Here is a 24,022-nt window from a genome sequence, read left to right as displayed (position 1 = left end):
GTGGGATTTACATAAGGAGGAAATATCATGAATTCAAAAGTTAAAAAAATTGCGCTATTATCTGGCGGAGGAGATTGTCCAGGCTTAAATGCGGTAATCAGAACAATCACTAAGATTGCGATTGAAAAATATAATTGGGAAGTTATTGGCTTTGTATATGGTTATCGTGGATTATATAATAATAATTATGTAGAATTAACAGTAGACAAGGTAGAGGATATATATAAGGAAGGCGGAACTATTCTTTATAGTTCTAATAAGGATAACCTATTCGATTATCTTGTAGATGATGGAAATGGTGGAAAAGTAAGAAAAGACGTCAGTGATGTAGGTGTAGAAAATCTTAAGAAAGATGGTGTTGATGTATTAGTTGTATTAGGTGGCGATGGTACATTGACAAGTGCTAGAGATTTCAGTAGAAAAGGTGTCAATGTCATTGGTGTACCAAAGACTATGGATAATGATTTAACTTCTACAGATTTAACATATGGTTTCATCAGTGCGATGAGTGTTGGTACTGAATTCATAGATCGTCTTCAGACAACTGCAAAATCACATCATCGTGTTATCTGCTGTGAATTAATGGGAAGAGAAGCAGGATGGATTTCATTATATGCAGGTCTTGCGGGTAACGCAGGTGTTGTATTGATTCCTGAAATTCCATTTACTATTGAAAACATTGCGAAAGCAGTTAAGAAACGTGATGAAGCAGGTCTTCCATATACTGTTATTGCGGTGGCTGAAGGAGCTAAGTATGCAGATGGTACAAAATCAATTGGTAAGATTGTAGAAGATTCACCAGATCCAATTCGCTATTCTGGACTTGCTGCAAAGGTGGCTGATGATCTAGAAAAGGTCATTCCTAATCATGAAGTACGTTCTGTCAATCCGGGTCATATCATCCGTGGTGGTGATATTGATGCATATGATAGAATTCTATCTATCAGATTTGGTAATAAGGCATGTGCTATGATTGATGAGGGTTTATTTGGAAATGTTGTATCATTAAAGGGTGGCAACATGGAATATACTTCACTTGAAGAAGTAATCGGTGATGCGAAATTTGGTAAGCAGAAGCTTGTTGATCCTAATGGAGATCTTGTTCAGGCTGCTAAGGCTATGGGCGTATCATTTGGTGACGAATAATAAGACAAGAACCTTACATTTTGTAAGGTTTTTTAGTTGTTGACAGATAGTCTAATTTTGATAAAATGGAAACTCAAGGAGGCAAAAATGATAGAAGAACTTATTGAAGAAGGCCAGTATCAAGTCGCATTAAGTCGTTTGACAGATATGGATGACGAGATGACTAGATATTATCGTCTTGTATGCTTGAATGCATTAGAAGATTATCAAAGATGTATGCAGGAAGGGGCCGTTGCAAAAATGCAGGCCAATAACACTTATTATGAAGTGACTGCTTTATATTTAAATGCTTTAAAAGAACTTGAAGAATATGAACAGGCAATTAATATTCTTATTGAAGAATTATCAATGCCTTATATCCCTCAGCAGTATGAAAACTTATTCAATGCAGTTTATGATGAAATTATTCTTATGAAGCAGGAAAAGAATTACCAGCTAGAAAACAAGAGTACCATTATGTCTGCACAGGAAATTGGTCGTCTGCTTGATAGAGATGAAGTGAATGATGATTTAATTTATATGGCACTTGATCAATTACAGCAGTTAAATATCCGTATGATCATGCCCGAAGTAGGAAGATTCTTAGAAAATCCTCATAAGTCATCTTTTGCGAAGACACTTATTATGGAAATTCTGATTGATCAGCGGGTTGATGAAGAATTCACTGTTGTAAAAGGTGATGAAACATATTATTTTAATGGCTCTTATAGTCCTTTGGTATTAGAAAGAGAATGTTACACATTGATTGGTAAATCTCTTTCAAGAGTATTAGAAGATGATAATCCTACGCTTCTCTCACAATGTCTCGATTATTTGGAATATTATCTTTATACTCTCTATCCTAAAGATATTATGCCAGAAGACTGTGACCTAGTTGCAGCAACTATACATTATTATGTTGCGACTTTACAGAATATGCCAGTCGATCCATCTGATATAGAAATTGATTACAATTGCGATTTATCAGATGTGGAAAAAGAAATATTAGCACTCGAACAATTAGAGTGTTAAATTGTTGCATTGCATGAATCTTTCATGTATAATAGCAATTGCAAATAGTAAAGGAGATTAAGAAATGAATACAGAAGTTAAAAAACTTGAGAAATCAATGGTTGAAATCAAAGCCGTTTTCGATACAGAAGAATGGGCAGCAGCTCAGGAAAAGGCTTTAAATAAGTTAGCTGGTTCAGTTAAGTTAGATGGTTTCAGAAAGGGACATGCTCCAAAGAATTTAATCAAAGCTAAGATTGGTGCTAAGGCATTAAGAGAACAGGCTGTTGAAGAAATCTTAAGCGAAAACTATGCTAAGATCTTCGTTGACAACAATGTAACTCCAGTTGCTCAGCCAACTGCAAACGTTGTTAAGTCTACTGAAACTGAATTAGAAGTAACTTTCACTTGTCCAGTTAAACCTGAATTCGAATTAGGTGAATACAAAGGATTAGAAGTTAAGAAGACTCAGGTAAGAGTAACTAAGAAAGATGTTGAAGAAAGATTAAATGACTACCAGAAGCAGTTCGCTGAATTAGTAGTTAAAGAAGAAGGAACAGTTGAAGAAGGCGATACAGCTGTTATCGATTATGAAGGTTTCAAAGATGGTGTTGCTTTTGAAGGCGGAAAAGCAGAAAACTATTCACTTGAAATCGGTTCTCACTCATTCATCCCTGGATTTGAAGAAGGTCTAGTTGGTATGACTGCTGGTGAAGAAAAAGAAATCAACTTAACTTTCCCTAAAGAATATCATGCAGCTGATTTAGCAGGTGCTGAAGTAGTATTCAAGGTTAAAGTTCATGAAATCAAAGCAAAGGTTTTACCTGAAATTGATGATGAATTAGCAAAAGATGTTAACATCGAAGGTGTTGAAACATTAGAACAGTTACAGGAAAAGATCAAAGATCAGATCAGAACTATGAAGAAGGCTGAAGCTGAAAACAAGTTCAATGAAGAAGTAATTAAGGCTGTTGTTGCTAACAATACAATCGATGTACCAGATGCAATGGTTGATAGCGAAGTTATGAACATCATTAACGAAATCAACCAGAACTTATCTCAGCAGGGATTAAACATTGAATTATACACTAAGATGACTGGTAAGACAATGGATGATATCAAGGCTGATGTTAAGGATCAGGCTGAAGAAAGAGTTAAGTTAAACTTAATCCTTGATAAGATCGTTAAGGCTGAAAACATTGAAGTGACTGATGCAGAAATGGAAGATGAAATGAAAGAAATCGCTACATACTACAACATGCCACTTGAAGAAGTTAAGAAGGTTCTTGGTGGTCAGGAACATGTATTAAAGGGTGATTTAACTCACAGAAAGGCTCTTCAGTTAATTAAAGATAATGTGAAATAAGACGCCTACGCGTCTTATTTTTTCTAAGAAAGGAGAAATAGGTTATGGAAAATTTAAATGTGACAGTTGATCTTCCTGTTATTTGTACGCGCGGTATGCTTGTATTTCCAGGACATGAATTGTCTTTAGATGTAGGACGTACATTTTCCTTAAATGCAATGGATCTATCTGTTAGTCAGCATGATTCTAATATTGTATTAGTGTCACAGATCCATCCTTTAGAAGAAGAAATCAATTTTGACATGGTTTACCACCATGCCACACTTTGTAAAATTACAAAACGTATTAAAAAAGATAATCATGGTACTATCAAGCTTACTGTAGTAGGTGAAAAGCGTGTTGAATTAGAATCACTTTATACTGAAGGTGAATGCTATTATGCAAAGGTACGCTATTTAGAAGATATCCATGGTGATCAAAATGAAGAAATTGCTTTAGTACGTAGAATTACTGAACAAATGCAATCGATGAATGGGGCAAGTCAGCTATTACCTAGAGAATTGATTTCAAATATTACTAACGGCTTATCAGCAAGTGAACTTGCTGATACTATCGGTCATTATATTAACTCTGAACTTGTTGAAAGAGAAAAGATTCTTGCCGAGCCTGATGTAAATAAGCGTCTTTTATTAGTTCTTGCATGTATGCAGAAAGAAAAGGCAATAAATGAAATTGAAAATTCTATCAATAATCGTGTAAAGAAGAGTATTGATGAAAACCAGAAAGAATTCTATTTAAGAGAAAAGCTTAAAGCGATTAAAGAAGAATTAGGTGATACACCTAATGGTATGGATGAAGTTGAGAGATTCCGTTCTATGATCAAAGATAATCCTTATCCACAGAATGTTAAAGATAAGTTGACTGAAGAGTTAGCACGTTATGAAATGATGCCTTCTACTTCACCTGAAGCCAATGTTGTTCGTACATATCTTGATTGGATGACTAAACTTCCTTGGTTTGAAATGACTGAAGATAATCAGGATATAACTAAGGTAGAACAGATCCTTGATGAAGACCATTTTGGTTTAAAGAAACCTAAAGAAAGAATTGTAGAACAACTTGCTGTAAAACAGATGACCCAGTCTTTAAAGGCACCTATTATCTGTTTAGTAGGCCCACCAGGTGTTGGTAAGACTTCTATTTCTAAATCTATTGCACGTGCATTAGATCGTAAATTTGTGAAGATTTCTTTAGGTGGTGTTACTGATGAATCAGAAATCAGAGGACATCGTAGAACTTATTTAGGTTCAATGCCAGGTAGAATTATTCAGGGTATGAAAAAAGCTGGTGTCATGAATCCTGTCTTCTTACTTGATGAAATTGATAAGATGGCAAGTGATTATAAGGGTGATCCTACAAGTGCGATGCTTGAAGTATTAGACCCTGAACAGAATTCTATGTTCTCAGATAACTATATTGAAGAACCATATGATTTATCACAGGTTTTATTTATTGCGACTGCAAATGATTTAGGAGGTATTCCTGAACCGTTACGTGATAGATTAGAAATCATTGAATTATCTTCATATACTGAACAAGAAAAACAGATGATTGCGAAAGATCATTTGATTAAGAAAGAACTCAAGAATCATGGCTTAACTGATGAACAGTTAACTATTACTGATGAAGCTATCATGTATATAATTAGACACTATACACGTGAAGCGGGTGTCCGTCAGTTAGAAAGATTGATTGCGGCTATCTGTAGAAAATCAGTATTAAAGATTCTTAAAAAGACAACGGATCATGTTGTTGTAGAAGTTGAAGATTTAGAAGAATTATTAGGTAAAGCACCATTTGATCATACAAAGAAACAGCCAAAGCCTCAGGTAGGTGTTGTGACTGGTTTAGCATGGACTCAGTTTGGTGGCGATATTCTTCCAATTGAAGTAAATCACTTTAAAGGTAGCGGTAAATTTATCGTGACTGGTCAGCTGGGTGATGTTATGAAGGAATCTGCATCAATTGCATTAGACTATCTTAAGGCCCATGCTGATAAGTATAGCTTGAAGGATATTGATTTTGATAAGCAGGATATTCATATTCATGTACCTGAAGGTGCAGTGAAGAAGGATGGACCAAGTGCTGGTGTCACTTTAACAACGGCTATTTATTCAGCCTTTACACAAAAACCTGTACGCGATGATGTCGCAATGACAGGTGAAGTGACATTAACTGGTAATGTATTACCAATTGGTGGCTTAAAAGAAAAATCAATTTCCGCTCATCGTTCTGGTATTCATACAATCATTATTCCTAAGGATAATGCTAAGGATATTGACGATATTCCAGAATCAGTAAGAAAAGATTTAACTATTATCACAGCAGATCATATTGATACTGTTTTAGAAAATGCATTGGTAAAGTAGTATGTATACGATTAAAAAAGCCGAATTCATGTTATGTGCAGCCTGGACAAGTCAGTGGCCGGATGAATCATTACCTGAAGTAGTCATGGCTGGACGTTCAAATGTAGGAAAGTCAAGTTTTATTAATACAGTAACCAATGTACAGGGGCTTGCGAAAGTGAGTTCAACTCCTGGTAAGACGCGTACTCTTAATTTCTTCAATATTAATGATGAATTAAGACTTGTCGATGTGCCAGGATATGGCTATGCGAAAGTGCCAAAGAAGATGTTAGAGCAGTTCTCAGAAATGATTGACAATTACTTACGTAATAGAAAGAATCTTAAAGCGATGATTCTTATTGTGGATTATCGTCATAAACCAAAAGATGATGATGTGACAATGTATGACTATGCGAAGCATTTTGCTATTCCAGTTATTGTTGTCGCAACGAAAGAAGATAAGCTTAAACGTAATGAACTTGTCAAGAATGAGAAGCTTATTAAAGAAACATTGGATTTTGATCCGAATGACCACTTTGTACGTTTTTCTAGTTTAAAGAAAAAAGGCGTCAGAGAAGTCTGGGATTGTATCTTAGAACTATGCGAAGAGAGATGATAAATCTCTCTTTTTTTCTTTCTTCACAAATGCCTTATTTTAGTATATAATGTGTCGCAAGAAGGGAGTTTTTTGATGATTAAGATTTTATTATGCTGTGCATCAGGGATGAGTACAAGCTTGCTTGTAGAAAAGATGAAAAGAGCAGCAGCTAAAAAGAGCGTAGAAGCTGAAATCTGGGCAGTGAATGCTGAAAATACAGATTTAAAGGATGTAGAGGCTGATATTATATTTCTAGGCCCACAGGTTCGCTATGCAAAGGATGAAATTCAGGAAACTGTTGGTTCTATTCCAGTTTATATGATTGGTATGAAGGACTACGGTATGATGAATGGTGAATCAGTACTTGAACAGGCTTTAGAATATCTAGGTAAATAAGTTCATTGACTTTGGACTATGCCTTTGGTAGAATAATAGCAAGCGTTGAAGAGGAGGAGTACAGTTATTCTTCTTAAAGAGACCTCTTGGTTGGTGTGAAAGAGGAGAGTGAAGACTGGAAGGTAGCCTTGGAGCATATTTGGTGAATGAAGTAGCCAGATACGTAATACTGCGTTAAAGTAAAGAGACATACAGAGTATGTGAAATAAGGTGGTACCACGATACAGTCGTCCTTATGCACATGCTCTTTTTTATTTTTAAGGAGGAACTATGGAATACAGAACACCGATATTAGTGGTTTTTACTCTATTTATATTAACACTAGGTTATTTCTATTATAAAAAGAGAAGATCCATTAAAGAGAAACAGATGGAGGAAGCGTTACGTTTTGCAGACTTTAAAGAAGAAAACAAGCATTTTACATCGGAAAAGTTTGATGCCTGCAGTGATCAAGATTTAGTGAATCTCATTGTTGCACGCATTGGAGATTTAGAAGACGAAGACGAAAACTTCCTAGATAAGTTAAATATGGAAGAAAGAACTGTCTATGGTATCAGTCAGTTAAATGAGTGTGTAAGTACTACTAAAACAATTCGTTCTTTTTTTGAAACACCTGCTTATTCAGTATATGCGGATGAATTAGAAACTTATTTCAATAATTTACGTGAACCACAGATTGCTGAATTAGTAAAGAGTGCAAAGAGATTAAATGAAATCATGGAAAATGGTGAAGAAGACGAAGATATGGGTGATTATTCTTCTTATAATTTCTCAGATTTCACGCATGAATATATCACTATGATTGCAGGTACAGATTTCATGCCTAAACTAACTAAATATATTAGAGAACATAAAGAATCATTTATCGAGGGGGATGAACAGAATGAAGAAAGAGTTACCGACTAAATATGACCATTTAGCTGTAGAAAAAGGTAAATATCAGCAGTGGTTAGACAAGGAATATTTTAAAGCTGGAGATTTAACAAAGAAGCCTTATAGTATTGTTATTCCTCCACCAAATGTAACTGGTAAATTACATTTAGGTCATGCTTGGGATACAACTATGCAGGATATGATTATCCGTTATAAGAGAATGCAGGGTTATGACGCATTATGGTTACCAGGTATGGACCATGCTGGACTTGCAACTCAGGCTAAGGTAGAAGCAAGACTTAGAGAACAGGGTATTTCTCGTTATGATCTAGGAAGAGAAAAGCTTGTTGATAAGATCTGGGAATGGAAAGAAGAATATGCAGATATCATTCGTGCACAGTGGGCTAAATTAGGATTATCACTTGATTATTCAAAGGAAAGATTTACTTTTGATGAAGGTTTATCAGATGCTGTTAGAGAAGTATTTGTTAGATTATATGAAAAGGGATTAATCTACCAGGGTGAAAAGATCATCAACTGGGACCCAGTACAAAGAACTGCATTATCAAATATCGAAGTATATCACGAAGATATTGAAGGTCATATGTATTACTTTAATTATCATATCGTTGGCTCAGATGATATTTTAGTGATTGCCACTACACGTCCAGAAACAATGTTTGCTGACCAGGCAATTTTTGTTCATCCTGATGACGAAAGATATAAGAAATATGTTGGAATGAAGGCTATTAACCCTGCCAACGGTGATGAGTTACCAATCATGGCTGATAGTTATATTGATCTTGATTTTGGTACGGCTGTTATGAAATGTACACCAGCACATGACCCAAATGACTTCCAGCTTGCTAAGAAGTATAATCTTCCAATGCCTAAGTGTATGAATGAAGATGGTACTATGAATGATTTAGCTGGCAAATATAAAGGGATGGACCGTTTTGAATGCCGTGAAGCTTTATTAAAGGATTTTGAAGAAGCTGGTGTTGTTGATCATATTGAAACTATTGTCCATTCAGTCGGTCATTCAGAACGTTCTCATGCGATTGTAGAACCTTACTTATCTAAGCAGTGGTTTGTAAAGATGAAGCCATTAGCTGAAAATGCACTAAAGAATCAGGAAACAGATGATAGAGTGGATTTCGTACCAGAAAGATTTGAAAAGACATTCTCTAACTGGATGAATAACATTGAAGACTGGTGTATTTCACGTCAGGTATGGTGGGGACATCGTATTCCTGCATGGTACAATAATGAAACAGGTGAGTTATATGTAGGAAGAGAAGCACCTGAAGATATTGAAAATTGGACTCAGGATGAAGATGTTCTTGATACATGGTTCTCAAGTGCTTTATGGCCATTCTCAACTATGGGCTGGCCTAATACAGAAGATCCAATGTTTAAGAGATACTTCCCAACTGATACATTAGTAACAGGTTATGACATTATCTTCTTCTGGGTAAGTCGTATGATGTTCCAGTCTATTGAATTTACTGGTAGAAGACCTTTCAAGAATGTTTTAATTCATGGCTTAATTAGAGATGAACAGGGTCGTAAGATGTCTAAGTCTTTAGGCAATGGTGTTGACCCAATGGATGTTATTGATGAATATGGAGCTGATTCATTAAGATGGTTCTTATTAAATAACTCTTCACCAGGAGCTGATATGCGTTATGTACCAGCTAAATTAAAATCTACTTGGAACTTCATTAATAAGATCTGGAACAGTGCACGTTATGTATTGATGAACATTGATGAAGATCAGCAGTTAGAAGAATTAGATTATGCAACACTTAACTTAGCCGATAAGTGGATCTTAAATAGATTAAATGAAGTAATTAGAAATGTTGATGAAAACATGGATAAATTTGAATTTATTAATGTTGGAACTGAATTATATCGATTTATCTGGGATGATTTCTGCTCATGGTATATCGAATTATCTAAACTTCATTTAACTGGTGATGATGAAGTTGCTAAGAAATCTGCATTAAATACATTAGTATATGTGTTAAATACTATTGTTAGATTATTACATCCAATCATGCCATTCGTAACTGAAGAAATCTATCAGGCTATTCCACATAACGAAGAATCTATCGTTATTTCTAAGTGGCCAGAAGTAAATCCAGAATACGATAATGATACAATTAATGATCAGTTTGCTTACTTAATTGATATTATCAAGGGTGTAAGAGAAATCAGACATACTTATGTAATCAAGAACAGCATTGAAGTAGATTATACAATTACTACTAAGCAGGATGATCTTGAAGCATTATTAAAGGAAATTGCACCTTATGTCAGCAAATTAGTCAATGCAACTTGTGTTGGATATAATGTACCAACTAGCAAGAATAATGCAACTGAAGTTATCAAGGGTGGTAATACACTTAATATTGACTTAGGTCAGTATATTGATATGGAAGCAGAAAAAGCAAAGGTTGAAAAGGAAATCAAGAAGCTTGAAGGTGAAATCAAGCGTGGTGAAGGTATGTTATCTAATCCTAATTTCACATCTAAAGCACCTGCTGCAAAAGTTGAAGCAGAAAAAGCAAAACTTGAAGATTATCGTTCTAAATATGCTGCAGCAAAAGAAAAACTTGCAAAGATGAATTAATTAAAATCCCCATTTATTTGGGGATTTTTTTAGTAATTGTTGATTTTATCAAGTATAGATAAAGTAGAGGGAGCAGAGAGGAGTAAATATGTACGAGTTATCTAGAGAAAAACAAGAGCAAATCAATGGTGGAAGTGCATTGACTTATATAGTATATGCACTTTTAGGTATTGCAGGAGTTAAGCTATTAAGAGCATCACGTGGGTATCTTAGATTTGGTCGTATAATTATGATGAAATAAAAAAATTTTGAGTAAATTGGTGATATATAGCGTATAGATATAATGAGGGAGCAGAAAGGAGTAAATATGTACGAGTTATCCGTAGAAAGACAGGAGCAGATCAGTGGTGGAAGTGCGTTAACTTATATAGTATATGCACTTCTAGGTATTGCAGGATTAAAATTGCTTAGATCAGCTAAAGGTCGTCTCAGATTAGGTCGTCTTATTACATTAGAATGGGGAAATTAGGAAGAGAAGGGTGCGAATTGCACCCTTATTTGTAAGGAAGGTGAAATATGTTGAATACATTTATGAGAGAAGATAGTTCAATACAGTATCATTGTAATGAATTAAGGGTTAGACTAGATTTAAATAAATTTGCATTTACAATTAATGGGGCAATCGCGCAAAGAACGGATAAAATAGAAAAAATTAAGTATTTAGAAAGACGCTTGATTAAAGAAAAAATTAGTCTTTCAAGAAAGGAAGAAAATTCAAATAACAGTAAAAAGAATCAAGCAAAGATACAAAAGATCCTCAATAAGATTGATAATATCTACTCTGATTATATTAATAAGTGTATATGGGAAATAGTGAAAAGATGCCCAAGATGTGTTGTAGTAGAGGAATTGAAGACAGCTAATAATACAACTATATCTAGAAAGAATGTTGAATTCAAAAAGAAACTAAAGGTAAAATGTAGAGTCTATGGAATTATGCTGAGATTGCAGTAAAGAAGTTCATATTTATAGCTTATATGATATATTAATCAGTTGAGTGCAACGTGTTTAGTAATCCAGAAGAAATTGTTAATCACTTAGGGAGGAGAAAAATATAAGTGTTCGAATATATTGACCATTGTGATTGAATGTGTTCAAATTCTTCTCAAAGAAGAGCGTTAAAAAAACACATCAAATATCACAAATTATAAACCAAAAGATTTTGCTGAACTTTTAGGCGTATCTGATAAGATATTATAACGTTGAGATAGAGAAGGAACTTTAAAGGCAAACTGAACTCCAGCTAATAGGCGTTATTCCACATATGATCAGTATTTACTAAATTAAGTTGTATTTTTTAAGACATTTTTGTAATGCAAGAGGAATTATTGTAGACCAGTGTATTGAAGATTATGGAAAGGGTATTAATTAAAACCGTAAAAAGTGGAACGAATTATTAGATGAAGTCATGGAACAAAAAATCAAAAAACATAATAGAAATCCAAAAAGATAGATTTATCAGGTTTGGTTATGTCTGTTTTAAAAAAAATCTGTAAGAAGTTTAATACAACCATAGTGGTAGTAAACAATGAAGAACTTGTGCAGGATATTGTGTCAATACTTCATATGTTCTCCTGCAGACTGTATGGGCTTCTTAATTATAGAAAGGGATGAGAAAATTGCTGAAGAGCTTCAAGACGGAAATAAATCCGACAGAAGAGCAGAAAGTCAAAATTCGTAAAACAATAGGTACTTGCAGATTTATCTATAACTTCTACCTTGCTCATAATAAGGAGCTTCATGAAAGTGGCAAAAAGTATATGAGCAGCAGCCAGTTTAGAGTATGGCTTAACAATGAGTATCTTCCGAGCCATCCAGAATATTCCTGGATCAAGGAATCTTATTCTAAATCGGTAACACAAGCAGTAAATAACGCACAGATCGCACTTAAAAGATTCTTGAATCATGAAAGCGGCTTTCCAAATTTTAAAAAGAAAGGCAGATCTGATGTGAAAATGTATTTTGTAAGGAATAACGCAAAAGATTGCCTTTGCGAAAGACACAGAATCAAGATTCCGTCACTTGGTTGGGTCCGTATCAAAGAGAAAGGATATATTCCCACAACAAAGGATGGATACGTAATTAAAAGCGGTCATGTCTCAATAAAAGCTGACAGATACTATGTATCAGTTCTTATAGAAATCCCAGATAGAAGGACAGCCAATAATTCCAGTAAAGGAATTGGCATTGACCTTGGAATAAAGGATTTTGTGAGTGCCTCTAATGGAAAAAACTTATAAGAACATCCATAATTCTGCAGAATTAAAGAAACTTGAAAAAAAGCTTATTTGAGAACAGAGAAGTCTTTCTCGAAAGTATGAAAATCTAAAGAAAGGAGAGTCCACCCAAAAAAAGAAATATACAAAATCAAGGCTTAAGATACAGAAGCTTCATCATAAAATCGACAATATCCGTACTGATTACATCAATAAGATAATTGCAGAGATAGTGAAAACCAAGCCATCTTATATAACGATTGAAGATTTAAACGTATCAGGAATGATGAAGAACAAACATCTTTCAATAGCAGTTGCTTCGCAGAATTTTCAAATGTTACTATGGTTATATCGAAAACAGAGATTTTAATGCTGCTACTCATCCGAGAGATGCTAAAACTTACGAAGTTGCATAAACAAACGCAAACGTAGGTATGTACCGAAGGCTATTTTGGAAATTTACAACTATGGAGTATACAAGAACCTGTGAGTCGATATGATTTCGGTCAATCCAAAGTATACGTGATGACATAGTAAGTAATGTTCATGAGAAATTACATTATCTCGATGTGAGTATATTTAATCATATTTTGAGTGGCAGGTATTTATGATCAAGGGACTTGAACAGTCTTCTCAGCCTAGAGAAAAAGCACTCTTGAATGGTATAGAATCATTGACCGATGAAGAACTTCTTGCATTATTATTAAGAACTGGCAACAAAGAGCAGTCGGTTTTAGATTTATCTTCTACAATACTAAGAGAAATACATGGTATGAATGGGTTTCATACTATTACGTTTGCGAAATTATTATCTTTTAAAGGAATTAATAAAGCCAAGGCCATAGGAATTATGGCAGCATTAGAATTCTCTAAGAGAATTAATATTCATACAAATATAAATGAAGTGTATGATAATCCTACAAAAGTCTTTTATCACTTAGAAACGAAGATGTCTCATTTATCACAGGAACATTTTTTGATTATGATTTTAGATAATCATAATCGTTTAATTGCTGAAAAAACATTATTTATCGGTAGTGTCAATATGTCCATAGTATCGGCAAGAGAAATTTTTAGAGAAGCTCTCGCTTTTAATGGTGTCAGTATCATCTGTGTTCATAATCATCCATCAGGTGATGCGCATCCGTCAAGTGAGGATATTAGTATGACACAGAAGCTAGTAGATTTAGGAAAGATGATGAATGTGGATATTGTAGACCATATCATAATAGGTAGAAATCAATATTATAGCTTTAAGGCAGAGAAGGTCTATTCTTCAATCTTATAACTGTTTTTCCTTATGATTGCATTTTTCAAAAAGAGATATTATAATGTATTCACCGAGGTGATGTCATTGTATAAAAAGAAGAAAAACAAGCATACAAGAAGAATGATTATCATTACTATAGTATTGATTATTACATCTGTTTATGCTCTTGTTTCAGGTATTACTGAACTACCATTTTCAAGTGTATTTCAGGATACAGTTGCGAATGCTGAATATTATATTATTAAGGCACCAGTAAAATATGTAAAGAATGTCTTTGCTGAGTATCATGATCTAAAACTTGTTTATCGTGAAAATAAGAAATTAAAGCGTTCACTTGACAATTATGCAAGTGAGCTTGCGATGAATGAAGTATTATCAAATGAATTGTCAGAAATAAAGAAAATTACAAATATTGAATCTTTACCTACTGACTATAAAGTAAAATATACAACAATTATTGAAAGAGATGCTGAATCATGGAGTAACCAAGTGAAGATTGATATGGGAACTAATTCTAAGATCAAGAAAGGCATGGCTGTTATTACGTCTAAAGGAATGATTGGAACAGTTACTAAAGTAGGCACTATTTCTTCTACTGTGACATTGCTTTGTTCAGAAAATAACAGTGTTCAGCTTCCAGTGATGATTGTGGATGGCAATAATACCTATTATGGTTTATTAAATGGCTATAATGTAAAATCTGGAACTTATAAAATCTCTTTATTATCTACAGTGGATAAGATTCAAAAGGGATTAAATGTAACTACTAGTGGGTTGGGAGGAAAAGGAAAGTCTCCTAGAGGTATCTTAGTAGGCAAAGTGGTAGGATTTAATGCTGGCAATGATGCGAGTGGTAAATATGTTACTGTTAAGCCATCTGTTAACTATGATACATTAAACTATGTAGCAGTTGTGCAGAGGGTTAATTAATATGAAGAATAATCAGATCATCAAGAATTTCCTGATTATGTTTGTATGTTATTTGATTGATAGTGTGATTAATTTCTTTATTCCAACTAATATCAATCGTTCTGGTTTTACATTTGTTCCCTGTATTGGGCTGTTGATGTTTTCATTATTAACTGTTACGATTCATGATAAATCTGAAAGATTTTTCTTTGGAGCAGCATGCGGTCTTTATTATAGTGTATGTTACTCAAATTCATTAATGGTCTATATTCTTATTTATTGTGCTATTACTTTTGTAAGAACATATATTTATAGAAATGACAACATTACATGCTTTGAATCAGTAGTATATGCAGGTCTTATCATTACGTTTAAGGAATTTGTAATATATTGGTTGATGCTTATTTCGCGTTCAACTTATATTGGTATCATTCAGTTTACAACAATGAGATTTATTCCTACATTAGTTATGAATCTCATATTTGCGCCAATAGTATATCTTGTATATAAACAATTTGATATCCATATTGAACCAAATGATTTTGACTTGAAAGATATTTAAGAGAAGAATTCAATTTCTTCTCTTTTTTTATTGTATTTCATTAAATTTTATGGTAATATGTCATGGTGTTTGAAATACACACACTATGGATTCATGGTTCGAGTGCCTAATAGGTGAGCTATGTTAGAAATAGTGGAGGAAAAAACAAAAAGGAGGAAATTACACATGCCAGTAATTTCAATGAAAAAATTATTAGAAGTTGGTGTTCATTTTGGACATCAGACAAAGAGATGGAACCCAAAAATGGCTCCATACATCTTTACATCAAGAAATGGAATCTATATCATTGACTTAAAGAAGTCTTCAGACAAATTAGATGAAGCTTATCAGGCAATGAAAGAAATCGCTGAAAAGGGCGGTAAGGTTTTATTTGTTGGTACTAAGAAGCAGGCTCAGGAAGCTGTTCAGACTGAAGCTGAAAGATCAGGTTCTTATTTCGTAAATTCTAGATGGTTAGGTGGAACTTTAACAAACTTCAAGACTATCCAGAAGAGAATCAAGAGACTTATTGAACTTGAAAAGATGGAAGAAGACGGAAGCTTAGAACAGTATACTAAGAAAGAAGCAGTTCTTCTTATGAAAGAAAAGGCTAAGTTAGAAAGAAACCTTGGCGGTATCAAAGAAATGAAGAAGTTACCAAACGCTTTATTCGTTGTTGATCCAAAGGTTGAACACAATGCTGTAGCTGAAGCTAAGATTTTAGGTATCCCAGTATTTGGTATCGTTGATACTAACTGTGATCCTGATGAAGTAGATCATGTTATCCCTGCAAACGATGATGCAATCAGAGCTGTTAAGTTAATCGTTGCTGCTATGGCTGATGCTATCTGCGAAGCTAAGGGTGAACCTACTACTGTAGCATTCGTTAAAGACGAAGAAGAAAAAGAAGTAACAATGAACGATGCTGTTGCAAGCGTTGAAGAAAATAAAAACAACAGAGGACCAAGATATAAGAACGGTCCTAGAAGAAATAAAGCTCCAAGAACTGACAAGACTGAAGCATAATCAAAAGGAGAAAGCATTATGCTTTCTCCTTTTTAATAAAAATACGGAGGAAAAACAAATGGCAATTAGTGCAAAATTAGTAAAAGAATTACGTGAAAAAACTGGTGCAGGTATGATGGACTGTAAAAAGGCTTTAGATGCAACTAACGGTAACATCGAAGAAGCTTTTGACTGGTTAAGAGAAAAAGGTATCGCAAAGGCAGCTAAGAAGGCTGATAGAATTGCAGCTGAAGGTTTATCTGCATTTGTAATTGATGGTAATAAGGCAGCTTTAGTAGAAGTTAACTCAGAAACTGACTTCGTAGCTAAGAATGCTGAATTCCAGGAATTAGTAAACAATGTTGCAAAGACTATCGTTACAAATGAACCAGCTGATTTAGATGCAGCTTTAAAGATTGAATTAGATGGTAAAGACCTTGCTACTGCAATTGCTGAAAAATCAGGTAAGATTGGTGAAAAATTATCTTTAAGAAGATTTGTTGTTATGACTAAGGCTGATAACGAAGTATTCGGTGCTTACTCTCATATGGGTGGTAAGATTACTGCTTTAGTTAAAATTGCTGATAGCGATGAAGAAAAGGCTAGAGATGTTGCTATGCATGTAGCTGCAAGTGCTCCTCAGTTCATTGATAGATCAGCTATCCCAGCAGAACATATTGCTAAGGAAACTGAAGTATTAAAGAAACAGGCTTTAGAAGAAAATGCTAAGTCAGCTAAACCTAAACCAGAAAACATCGTAGAAAAGATGATCGCTGGACGTTTAAATAAAGAATTAAAAGCTATCTGCTTAGTTGACCAGGAATTCGTTAAGAACCCTGATTTAACAGTTGCTCAGTTCTTAGGAAACGGTAAGATTGTTGAAATGGCTAGATTCATGGTTGGTGAAGGTATGGAACACAAAGAAGAAGACTTCGCCGCTGAAGTAGCTGCTCAGATGGCTGCTGCTAAAAAATAATTATGAGTTTTAGAAGAAGTACAATATGTACTTCTTTTTTTTACTATTTTATTATAATGATAAATCCATTGCATATTAGAGATTTACGTGTTATTATCTGAATTGTATTTTTTGTATACAAACGAGGAGGAAATATGAGTAAAGATCAAACTAGTATGTCTGAAGAACTTTTCAAAATTGATGGAAAGCCTTCTACATCACAAGCTTTACCTTTAGCACTTCAGCACGTTGTGGCAATGGTTGTCGGATGTGTTGCACCTGCTATTATTATTTCAGGAGTTGCTGGACTTTCAGCAAGTGATTCAGTTATTCTGATTCAGGCTGCATTAACTATGTCTGCAATCTCTACATTATTTCAGGTTTTTCCACTATTAAGAGGAAAGAAGTTTTCTATTGGATCAGGTTTACCTGTTATTATGGGAATTAGTTTTGCTTATTTGCCTACTATGCAGGCTATTGCTGGTGAATTTGATATTGCCACTATCTTAGGTGCACAGATTGCTGGTGGTATTGTTGCGGTTATTGTAGGTATATTTGTAAAAAAGATTAGAAAGTTCTTCCCACCACTTATTACTGGTACAGTTGTATTCTCAATCGGGTTATCATTGTATCCTACAGCTATTAATTATATGGCTGGTGGTGCGGCTTCTAAGTCTTATGGTTCTTGGCAGAACTGGCTTATTGCGTTTATAACATTAGCTGTTGTTACTTTCTTGAACCATTATGGTAAGGGAATTTTCAAACTTGCATCTATCTTAATTGGTATTATTGTTGGCTATATTATTGCTTTATGCTTTCATATGGTGGATTTCTCAGCTGTTGCAAATGCATCTTGGTTTGCTTTACCACAATTTATGCATTTTGGTGTTAAATTTAATCCAGCAGCCTGTATTGCTATAGGAGTATTATTCGCTATTAACTCTATTCAGGCTATTGGTGATTTCTCTGCGACTACTACAGGTGGTATGGACCGTATGCCTACAGATGAAGAATTAAATGGTGGTATTGTTGCTTATGGTTTAACTAATATCTTCTGTGCTTTATTTGGTGGGTTACCAACTGCTACTTATAGTCAGAACGTTGGTATCGTTGGTTCTACAAAAGTTGTTTCTAAGAAGGTATTTGGACTTGCTGCAGGTATTATTTTAATTGCTGGCCTTATTCCTAAGTTCTCATCACTTCTAACTACAATCCCTTATTGTGTACTTGGTGGTGCGACTGTATCTGTATTCGCTTCTATTGCAATGACAGGTATTAAACTTATTGCATCTCATCCTATGGATTTCAGAAACACAACAGTTGTTGGGTTAGCTGTTGCTTTAGGTATGGGTGTTACTCAAGCGAATGCAGCACTTGCTACATTCCCATCTTGGGTTACAACTATCTTTGGTAAATCTCCAGTTGTACTTGCGACTATTACTGCAATTATATTAAATTTAATCTTACCAAAGAATAGTAATTCATAGATATAAATGACTTCCTGAACATTTGAACAGGAAGTTTTTTTCTTAAAGAGTATTTTTTGTCTCATTAGTTCACTGTTGACTATAAACTTAATTCTATTTATAATTAATTTGTAGATTTTACAGAAGGAGATCCATATGAATTATAAAAGAGTTTTATTAAAAATAAGTGGTGAAGCTTTGGCTGGTGATCAGGGCTTTGGCATTAATCCTATTGTAGTTAAAGATATCGCAGAACAGATCAAGGATGCAAAAGATCTTGGTGTTGAAATTGCGATTGTTTGTGGTGGCGGTAATATCTGGAGAGGTAAGACTGGTGCTGATATGGGTATGGAAAGAGCAAGCGCTGATTACATGGGTATGCTTGCAACTGTTATGAATGGTCTTGCATTACAGAATGCTTTAGAATCAATTGGTCTTGAAACACGTGTTATGACTGCAATTGATATGAAGGAAGTTGCTGAACCATATATCAGAAGAAGAGCTGTACGTCATCTTGAAAAAGGTCGTATTGTTATTTTCTCAGCTGGAACTGGTAGCCCATATTTCACAACTGATACTACAGCTGCATTAAGAGCTGCTGAAATTCATGCAGATGTTATCTTGATGGCTAAGAATGGTGTAGATGGTGTTTATTCAGCTGACCCTAAGTTAGATCCAAATGCTGTTAAGTTTGACAAGTTAACTTATTTAGATGTTCTTAATAAAGATTTAAAGATCATGGATCAGACAGCTATTACTTTATGTAAAGACAATAACATTGATTTAAGTGTATTTAATATGCAGAAAGAAGGAAATATTGCGCTTGCATGTAAACAGGAAGTAGCTGGCACAATTATTTCAAAGGGAGAATAATAATGGTAGAATTAGTACTTGAAGAAGCAAAAGAAAAGATGGAGAAATCTGTAGAAGCTTTCTCTAATGAATTAGTTAATATTAGAACTGGACGTGCTAACCCAAGCATGCTTGATAGAGTTATGGTTGAATATTATGGTTCACCAACTCCTTTAAATCAGGTAGCAGGTATCTCAGTTGTAGAAGGTCGTCAGTTAGTAATCAAGCCTTATGATAAGAATTCTATGAAGGATATTGAACATGGTATTTATCAGGCTGATTTAGGTTTAACTCCACAGAACGATGGAACTGTAATTCGTATCGTTATTCCACCTCTAACTGAAGAAAGAAGAAAAGAAATGGTTAAGCAGGTGAATAAACTTGCTGAAGAAGCTAAGGTTGCTTTAAGAAATATCAGAAGAAATGCAAATACTGATGTTGAAAAAACTGGCGAAACTGAAGATGAAGTAAAAGCAGGTAAGGAAGATGTTCAGGATTTAACAAATGAATTTGTTAAGAAGATTGACCAGATTGCTAAAGAAAAGGAAAAGGATTTAATGACAGTTTAATGCCATTTAAAGGAGGATTCATAAAGTCCTCCTTTTTTGATTGTTTGAAAATGTAGTGCACTATGCTATAATACGGTTTATGAGGTGATTATAATGCTTTTTAAAAGAAAAGAAAAATATACATTAGATATGGATCGCATCCCGGCACATATCGCATTTATTATGGATGGAAATGGAAGATGGGCTAAAAAGAGAAAAATGCCTAGAACATATGGCCATCATGAAGGAACTAAAACAATAAGAAATCTTGCTTTAGAAGCGAATAACTTAGGTGTAAAAGCCATGACTGTTTATGCTTTTTCGACTGAAAACTTCAAGAGAGAACAGAGTGAAGTAGATTATATCTTTAAGTTGCCTAAAGAATTCTTCTCTCTTTATTTTCAGGAATTAATGGATAATAATGTTCGTATTATGACAATAGGTCATTTAGAACTAGCTCCAAAGGAAACGCAGGATATTATTAATGATGCAATCACAAAGACTAAAGATAATACAGGATTAAAACTTGTCTTTGCATTCATCTATGGTGGTCGTGATGAAATTGTTGAAGCTACGAAAGCAATTTGCGAAGAATATAAAGAAGGAAAAGTGAGCCTGGATAATATTACAGAAGATTATTTTGAGTCACATCTAATGACTAAAGAATTACCACCTGTTGATTTAATGATTCGTTCAAGTGGTGAGTGTCGTTTATCTAACTTCTTATTATGGCAGCTTAGTTATGCTGAATTTATTTTTGATGAAGCATACTGGCCTGATTTTAATGCGGAAAAATTACATGAATGCATCTGGAAGTATCAGAACAGAGATCGTCGTTATGGAGGCGTAAAAAAATGAAACAAAGAATCATAACAGCGATTGTTTTAGTTGCACTTTTTTTACCATGCGTTATTGTAAGTGGTATACCTTTTAAAATTCTCATGGCTTTTATTGGAGTAATGGCCACATATGAATTACTATCTATTACAAAAGAACCTAAACCTCATTTTTATTTATATATTGTATTAGGTGCTTATATTTTAGGATCATTATTCTTTTCAAAAGGATTACTTGTTTCTAATATGTTTATTGTAATCTATATGGTTGTATTATTAACTTGTGGAATTTTTGATGCAGGTATGCCTTTTTTAAGAATTTCCTATTATTTCACAAGTGCTACTTTAGTTGCCCTTGGTCTTCATGCTATTTATTATTTTAGAACAGCTCTTGATCTAAGATATGTCATCTTCTTAGCACTTGCAACTCTTGGAGCTGATACATTTGCTTATTTTGTTGGTCGTGCGATTGGTAAACATAAATTAAATCCACGTCTTTCACCTAAGAAAACTATTGAGGGTTCTATTGGTGGTATTGTATGTGGTGGATTATTAGCTCTTGCTTATGCTTATTTTGTACATATTCCTTACCCATTGACTCATCTTGCTTTAATGAGCTTTGTGCTTGCAACAACTGGACAGATTGGCGATTTAACATTCAGCTCTATCAAGAGAACTTTCGAAGTAAAAGACTATTCTCAGATTTTCCCTGGTCATGGTGGGGTATTGGATCGTTTTGATTCAATTATCTTTAACTCCATGATTCTAGGATTTCTACTTACATTACTCTAATTTAGGAGGCAGTTTATGAAAAATATTACAGTACTTGGTGTTACAGGTTCTATTGGAACACAGACAATAGATGTTGTATTGGGACATCCAGATGAATTCAAGATTGTGGCCATGTCAGCGGGTCATAATATCAAGAAATTAGAAGAAATCATGAGTCAGCTTCCTGTCGCACATATCTGCGTACTAGAACAGGCAGATTATGATTATCTAACTGAAAAATATCCAGATCGTCATTTCTATCTAGGACAGGAAGGATTAATTCAAATCAGCACATTAGAAGAAACTGAAATCGTTCTTAATGCGATTGTTGGATTTGCTGGACTATTACCAACTATTGAGGCAATTAAGGCGAGTAAAGATATAGCACTTGCTAACAAAGAAACTTTAGTTGTTGCAGGTCATATTATTATTCCTCTTGCAAAAGAATACAATATTCAATTATTACCAGTAGATAGTGAACATAGTGCTATTTTCCAGTCAATGCATGGAGAATACCCAAGAGAGATTTCTAAAATTCTTTTAACATGCAGTGGTGGAAGTTTTAGAGATAAGTCTTTAAATGAACTGAAAGATGCGACTGTTGAACAAGCTTTAAATCATCCTAACTGGAGCATGGGTGCTAAAATTACCATTGATAGTGCGACTTTAGTTAATAAAGGATTAGAAGTCATGGAAGCGAAATGGCTTTTTGATGTAGATTATGATGATATTGAAGTTTTAATTCATCCTGAAAGTGTGGTTCATTCTATGATTGAATGTACAGATACAGCTGTGATTGGTCAGTTAGGTACGCCAGATATGCGTCTACCTATTCAATATGCACTGACATATCCTCATAGAATACCTTTAATGAATAGTAAAAGACTTTCTTTGTCAGATATAGGAACACTTCATTTTTATAAACCTGATACTGAAAGATTTAAAGCATTACCTCTTGCCTATCGTGCAGGAAGAGCGGGTGGAAGTATGCCTTGTGTATTCAATGGTGCCAATGAAGAAGCCAATCAGTTATTCCGCGATGGAAAGATTAAGTTCTTAGAAATTGTAGATTTGATTGAAGATGCAATGAATGCACATAATGTTGTAGAAAATCCAACTCTTGATGAATTAATTAAGATAGATGCAGATGCAAGAGCTTTTGTAAGAAAGAGGGTAGGTTTATAAGATGCAGACTTTAATTGATATACTCGTATTCCTGCTTATTCTTACAGGAATTATTGTAATACATGAATTAGGACACTTTATTACAGCTAAATTCTTTAAGGTTTATTGTGGTGCATTTAGTATTGGGATGGGTCCAAAAATTTTTGGTAAAAAAGGAAAAGAAACAGAATTTCAGATTCGTGCTTTGCCAGTAGGTGGATTTGTATCCATGGCAGGAGAAGCAGATCAAGAAGATAATGAAGAATTTAAGGATTTTCCATTAGATCGTACATTAAAGGGCAAGAAGACTTATCAGAAGATTATTATTATGCTTGCAGGTGTCTTCATGAACTTTATGCTTGCGCTTGTTATCATGTTATCTGCAAACCTTACAGGCGGACAGATCAACGTAAATCACTGTGAAGTAGGTTCACTTGTAGAAAATGGTTCTGCAACGAAGTATGGCTTTAAAAAAGGTGATGTCATCACTAATATAGAATGTAAACAGACAGGTGTTTCTTATGCAGTGGCAAGTTATGAAGACCTTCATAATGATATGACTAAGAAGGCATTAAAGATAGAATCTAAAAATGCGACATTGGATATTACTGTTAGACGAGGTAGAGATAGTATCGTTATTAAAACTGTAACACCTTATAATGAAGAACAAGGACGCTATGTGCTTGGCTTCATGCAGGTAACTCGAAGAATGAGTGTGACTGAAGCATTAAGTTATACATCTAAACAATTATGTGAGATGTCTACTGCAATTTTCAGTGCGCTTGGACAGCTTGTAGTTAACTTTGCAGCTACTATTAAGCAGCTATCTGGTCCAGTTGGTATTTATAAAGTGACTTCACAAGTGAGAGAATCTGGTTCAATTACGACACTTCTTTATCTAGTGGCTATGTTATCTGTGAATATTGGTATCTTAAATCTATTGCCTATTCCAGGTTTAGATGGATATCAGGCCATTCTTTCACTTATTGAAGGTATTATTCATAGGGAAGTTCCTGGGAAAGTGAAATATGCATTGCAGGTGCTTGGTTTTGCACTTGTATTCGGTCTCATGATTGCAGTAACTTATCAGGATCTGCTGCGATTATTCCAGTAAAGGAACTTCGGTTCCTTTTTTAA

The 24,022-nt window shown here is 34.3% G+C and carries 24 protein-coding genes, 2 pseudogenes and 1 other annotated feature; all 26 genes and pseudogenes read left to right on the top strand.

Features of this window, described 5'->3' with window-relative positions:
* Nucleotides 1–27 precede the first annotated feature (27 nt).
* The 26 genes and pseudogenes from NQ499_RS07630 to NQ499_RS07510 all read left to right on the top strand — a co-directional run bounded on the left by NQ499_RS07630 (nt 28) and on the right by NQ499_RS07510 (nt 23,999).
* Complete coding sequence (locus tag NQ499_RS07630; protein ID WP_006504354.1) at nt 28–1,146, top strand: 6-phosphofructokinase; 1,119 nt, start codon at nt 28–30, stop codon at nt 1,144–1,146.
* An 87-nt stretch (nt 1,147–1,233) separates the two neighbouring features.
* Nucleotides 1,234–2,157, top strand: coding sequence for a hypothetical protein (locus NQ499_RS07625; protein WP_040389537.1), 924 nt, complete (start codon nt 1,234–1,236; stop codon nt 2,155–2,157).
* A gap of 64 nt (nt 2,158–2,221) precedes the next feature.
* Nucleotides 2,222–3,502: a trigger factor gene (gene tig, locus NQ499_RS07620; RefSeq protein WP_006504352.1), complete on the top strand. Its 1,281-nt coding sequence runs from the start codon at nt 2,222–2,224 to the stop codon at nt 3,500–3,502.
* A gap of 44 nt (nt 3,503–3,546) precedes the next feature.
* Nucleotides 3,547–5,871 (top strand): endopeptidase La, encoded by a 2,325-nt coding sequence (gene lon, locus NQ499_RS07615; protein ID WP_006504351.1) that lies wholly within the window; start codon nt 3,547–3,549, stop codon nt 5,869–5,871.
* A 1-nt stretch (nt 5,872) separates the two neighbouring features.
* Nucleotides 5,873–6,466 (top strand): ribosome biogenesis GTP-binding protein YihA/YsxC, encoded by a 594-nt coding sequence (yihA, locus tag NQ499_RS07610; RefSeq protein WP_006504350.1) that lies wholly within the window; start codon nt 5,873–5,875, stop codon nt 6,464–6,466.
* Between the two features lie 75 nt (nt 6,467–6,541).
* Nucleotides 6,542–6,844, top strand: a complete 303-nt coding sequence (locus NQ499_RS07605; protein WP_040389536.1) for a PTS sugar transporter subunit IIB — start codon at nt 6,542–6,544, stop codon at nt 6,842–6,844.
* A gap of 36 nt (nt 6,845–6,880) precedes the next feature.
* Nucleotides 6,881–7,082, top strand: a binding site (T-box leader).
* A 32-nt stretch (nt 7,083–7,114) separates the two neighbouring features.
* Nucleotides 7,115–7,750 carry a hypothetical protein gene (locus tag NQ499_RS07600; RefSeq protein ID WP_006504348.1) on the top strand — a complete coding sequence of 212 codons (636 nt, stop codon included), beginning with the start codon at nt 7,115–7,117 and terminating at the stop codon, nt 7,748–7,750.
* Nucleotides 7,728–10,352 (top strand): valine--tRNA ligase, encoded by a 2,625-nt coding sequence (locus NQ499_RS07595; protein ID WP_006504347.1) that lies wholly within the window; start codon nt 7,728–7,730, stop codon nt 10,350–10,352. The genes NQ499_RS07600 and NQ499_RS07595 overlap by 23 nt, the downstream gene beginning before the upstream one ends.
* Before the next feature lie 88 nt (nt 10,353–10,440).
* The gene (locus NQ499_RS07590) at nt 10,441–10,593 is read left to right on the top strand and encodes a hypothetical protein (RefSeq protein ID WP_006504346.1); all 153 of its coding nucleotides are present in this window, start codon (nt 10,441–10,443) and stop codon (nt 10,591–10,593) included.
* Between the two features lie 66 nt (nt 10,594–10,659).
* Entirely contained in the window at nt 10,660–10,821 is a 162-nt protein-coding gene (locus NQ499_RS07585) for a hypothetical protein (protein WP_202898352.1), read from the top strand.
* Between the two features lie 47 nt (nt 10,822–10,868).
* Complete coding sequence (locus NQ499_RS07580; RefSeq protein WP_006504344.1) at nt 10,869–11,306, top strand: transposase; 438 nt, start codon at nt 10,869–10,871, stop codon at nt 11,304–11,306.
* A gap of 183 nt (nt 11,307–11,489) precedes the next feature.
* A pseudogene (locus NQ499_RS07575) lies at nt 11,490–12,033 on the top strand (recombinase family protein).
* Nucleotides 11,972–12,592 carry an RNA-guided endonuclease InsQ/TnpB family protein gene (locus NQ499_RS07570; protein WP_202898355.1) on the top strand — a complete coding sequence of 207 codons (621 nt, stop codon included), beginning with the start codon at nt 11,972–11,974 and terminating at the stop codon, nt 12,590–12,592. Before NQ499_RS07575 ends, NQ499_RS07570 begins: the two are co-directional and overlap by 62 nt.
* Nucleotides 12,593–12,668: 76 nt before the next feature.
* Nucleotides 12,669–12,938, top strand: a pseudogene (locus NQ499_RS13690) (transposase); the annotation flags it as partial.
* Nucleotides 12,939–13,175: 237 nt separating this feature from the next.
* The gene (gene radC, locus NQ499_RS07565) at nt 13,176–13,856 is read left to right on the top strand and encodes a RadC family protein (protein ID WP_006504341.1); all 681 of its coding nucleotides are present in this window, start codon (nt 13,176–13,178) and stop codon (nt 13,854–13,856) included.
* 60 nt (nt 13,857–13,916) lie between these two features.
* A complete protein-coding gene (gene mreC / locus NQ499_RS07560) occupies nt 13,917–14,768 on the top strand; it encodes a rod shape-determining protein MreC (RefSeq protein WP_259848811.1) in 852 nt (283 codons plus the stop codon).
* 1 nt (nt 14,769) lies between these two features.
* On the top strand, nt 14,770–15,309 hold the full coding sequence (locus NQ499_RS07555; protein WP_006504339.1) for a rod shape-determining protein MreD: 540 nt from the start codon (nt 14,770–14,772) through the stop codon (nt 15,307–15,309).
* A 165-nt stretch (nt 15,310–15,474) separates the two neighbouring features.
* A complete protein-coding gene (gene rpsB / locus NQ499_RS07550) occupies nt 15,475–16,314 on the top strand; it encodes a 30S ribosomal protein S2 (protein WP_006504338.1) in 840 nt (279 codons plus the stop codon).
* A 58-nt stretch (nt 16,315–16,372) separates the two neighbouring features.
* Entirely contained in the window at nt 16,373–17,269 is an 897-nt protein-coding gene (tsf, locus tag NQ499_RS07545; protein ID WP_040389534.1) for a translation elongation factor Ts, read from the top strand.
* Nucleotides 17,270–17,403: 134 nt separating this feature from the next.
* Nucleotides 17,404–18,735: a uracil-xanthine permease family protein gene (locus NQ499_RS07540; protein ID WP_006504336.1), complete on the top strand. Its 1,332-nt coding sequence runs from the start codon at nt 17,404–17,406 to the stop codon at nt 18,733–18,735.
* Between the two features lie 135 nt (nt 18,736–18,870).
* Nucleotides 18,871–19,587: a UMP kinase gene (pyrH, locus tag NQ499_RS07535; protein WP_006504335.1), complete on the top strand. Its 717-nt coding sequence runs from the start codon at nt 18,871–18,873 to the stop codon at nt 19,585–19,587.
* A 2-nt stretch (nt 19,588–19,589) separates the two neighbouring features.
* Entirely contained in the window at nt 19,590–20,135 is a 546-nt protein-coding gene (gene frr, locus NQ499_RS07530; RefSeq protein ID WP_006504334.1) for a ribosome recycling factor, read from the top strand.
* A gap of 93 nt (nt 20,136–20,228) precedes the next feature.
* Nucleotides 20,229–20,972 carry an isoprenyl transferase gene (locus NQ499_RS07525; RefSeq protein ID WP_006504333.1) on the top strand — a complete coding sequence of 248 codons (744 nt, stop codon included), beginning with the start codon at nt 20,229–20,231 and terminating at the stop codon, nt 20,970–20,972.
* Complete coding sequence (locus tag NQ499_RS07520) at nt 20,969–21,742, top strand: phosphatidate cytidylyltransferase (RefSeq protein WP_006504332.1); 774 nt, start codon at nt 20,969–20,971, stop codon at nt 21,740–21,742. Before NQ499_RS07525 ends, NQ499_RS07520 begins: the two co-directional genes overlap by 4 nt.
* Nucleotides 21,743–21,757: 15 nt before the next feature.
* Nucleotides 21,758–22,906: a 1-deoxy-D-xylulose-5-phosphate reductoisomerase gene (locus NQ499_RS07515; RefSeq protein ID WP_006504331.1), complete on the top strand. Its 1,149-nt coding sequence runs from the start codon at nt 21,758–21,760 to the stop codon at nt 22,904–22,906.
* Nucleotide 22,907: 1 nt separating this feature from the next.
* Complete coding sequence (locus tag NQ499_RS07510) at nt 22,908–23,999, top strand: M50 family metallopeptidase (protein WP_259848470.1); 1,092 nt, start codon at nt 22,908–22,910, stop codon at nt 23,997–23,999.
* Nucleotides 24,000–24,022: the final 23 nt, after the last annotated feature.

Origin of the sequence: Catenibacterium mitsuokai (assembly GCF_025148785.1) — a bacterium.
Taxonomy (GTDB): domain Bacteria; phylum Bacillota_I; class Bacilli_A; order Erysipelotrichales; family Coprobacillaceae; genus Catenibacterium; species Catenibacterium mitsuoka.
The sequence above is the reverse complement of the archived record's forward strand: the minus strand, read 5'-3'. Positions and strand labels throughout refer to the sequence as shown.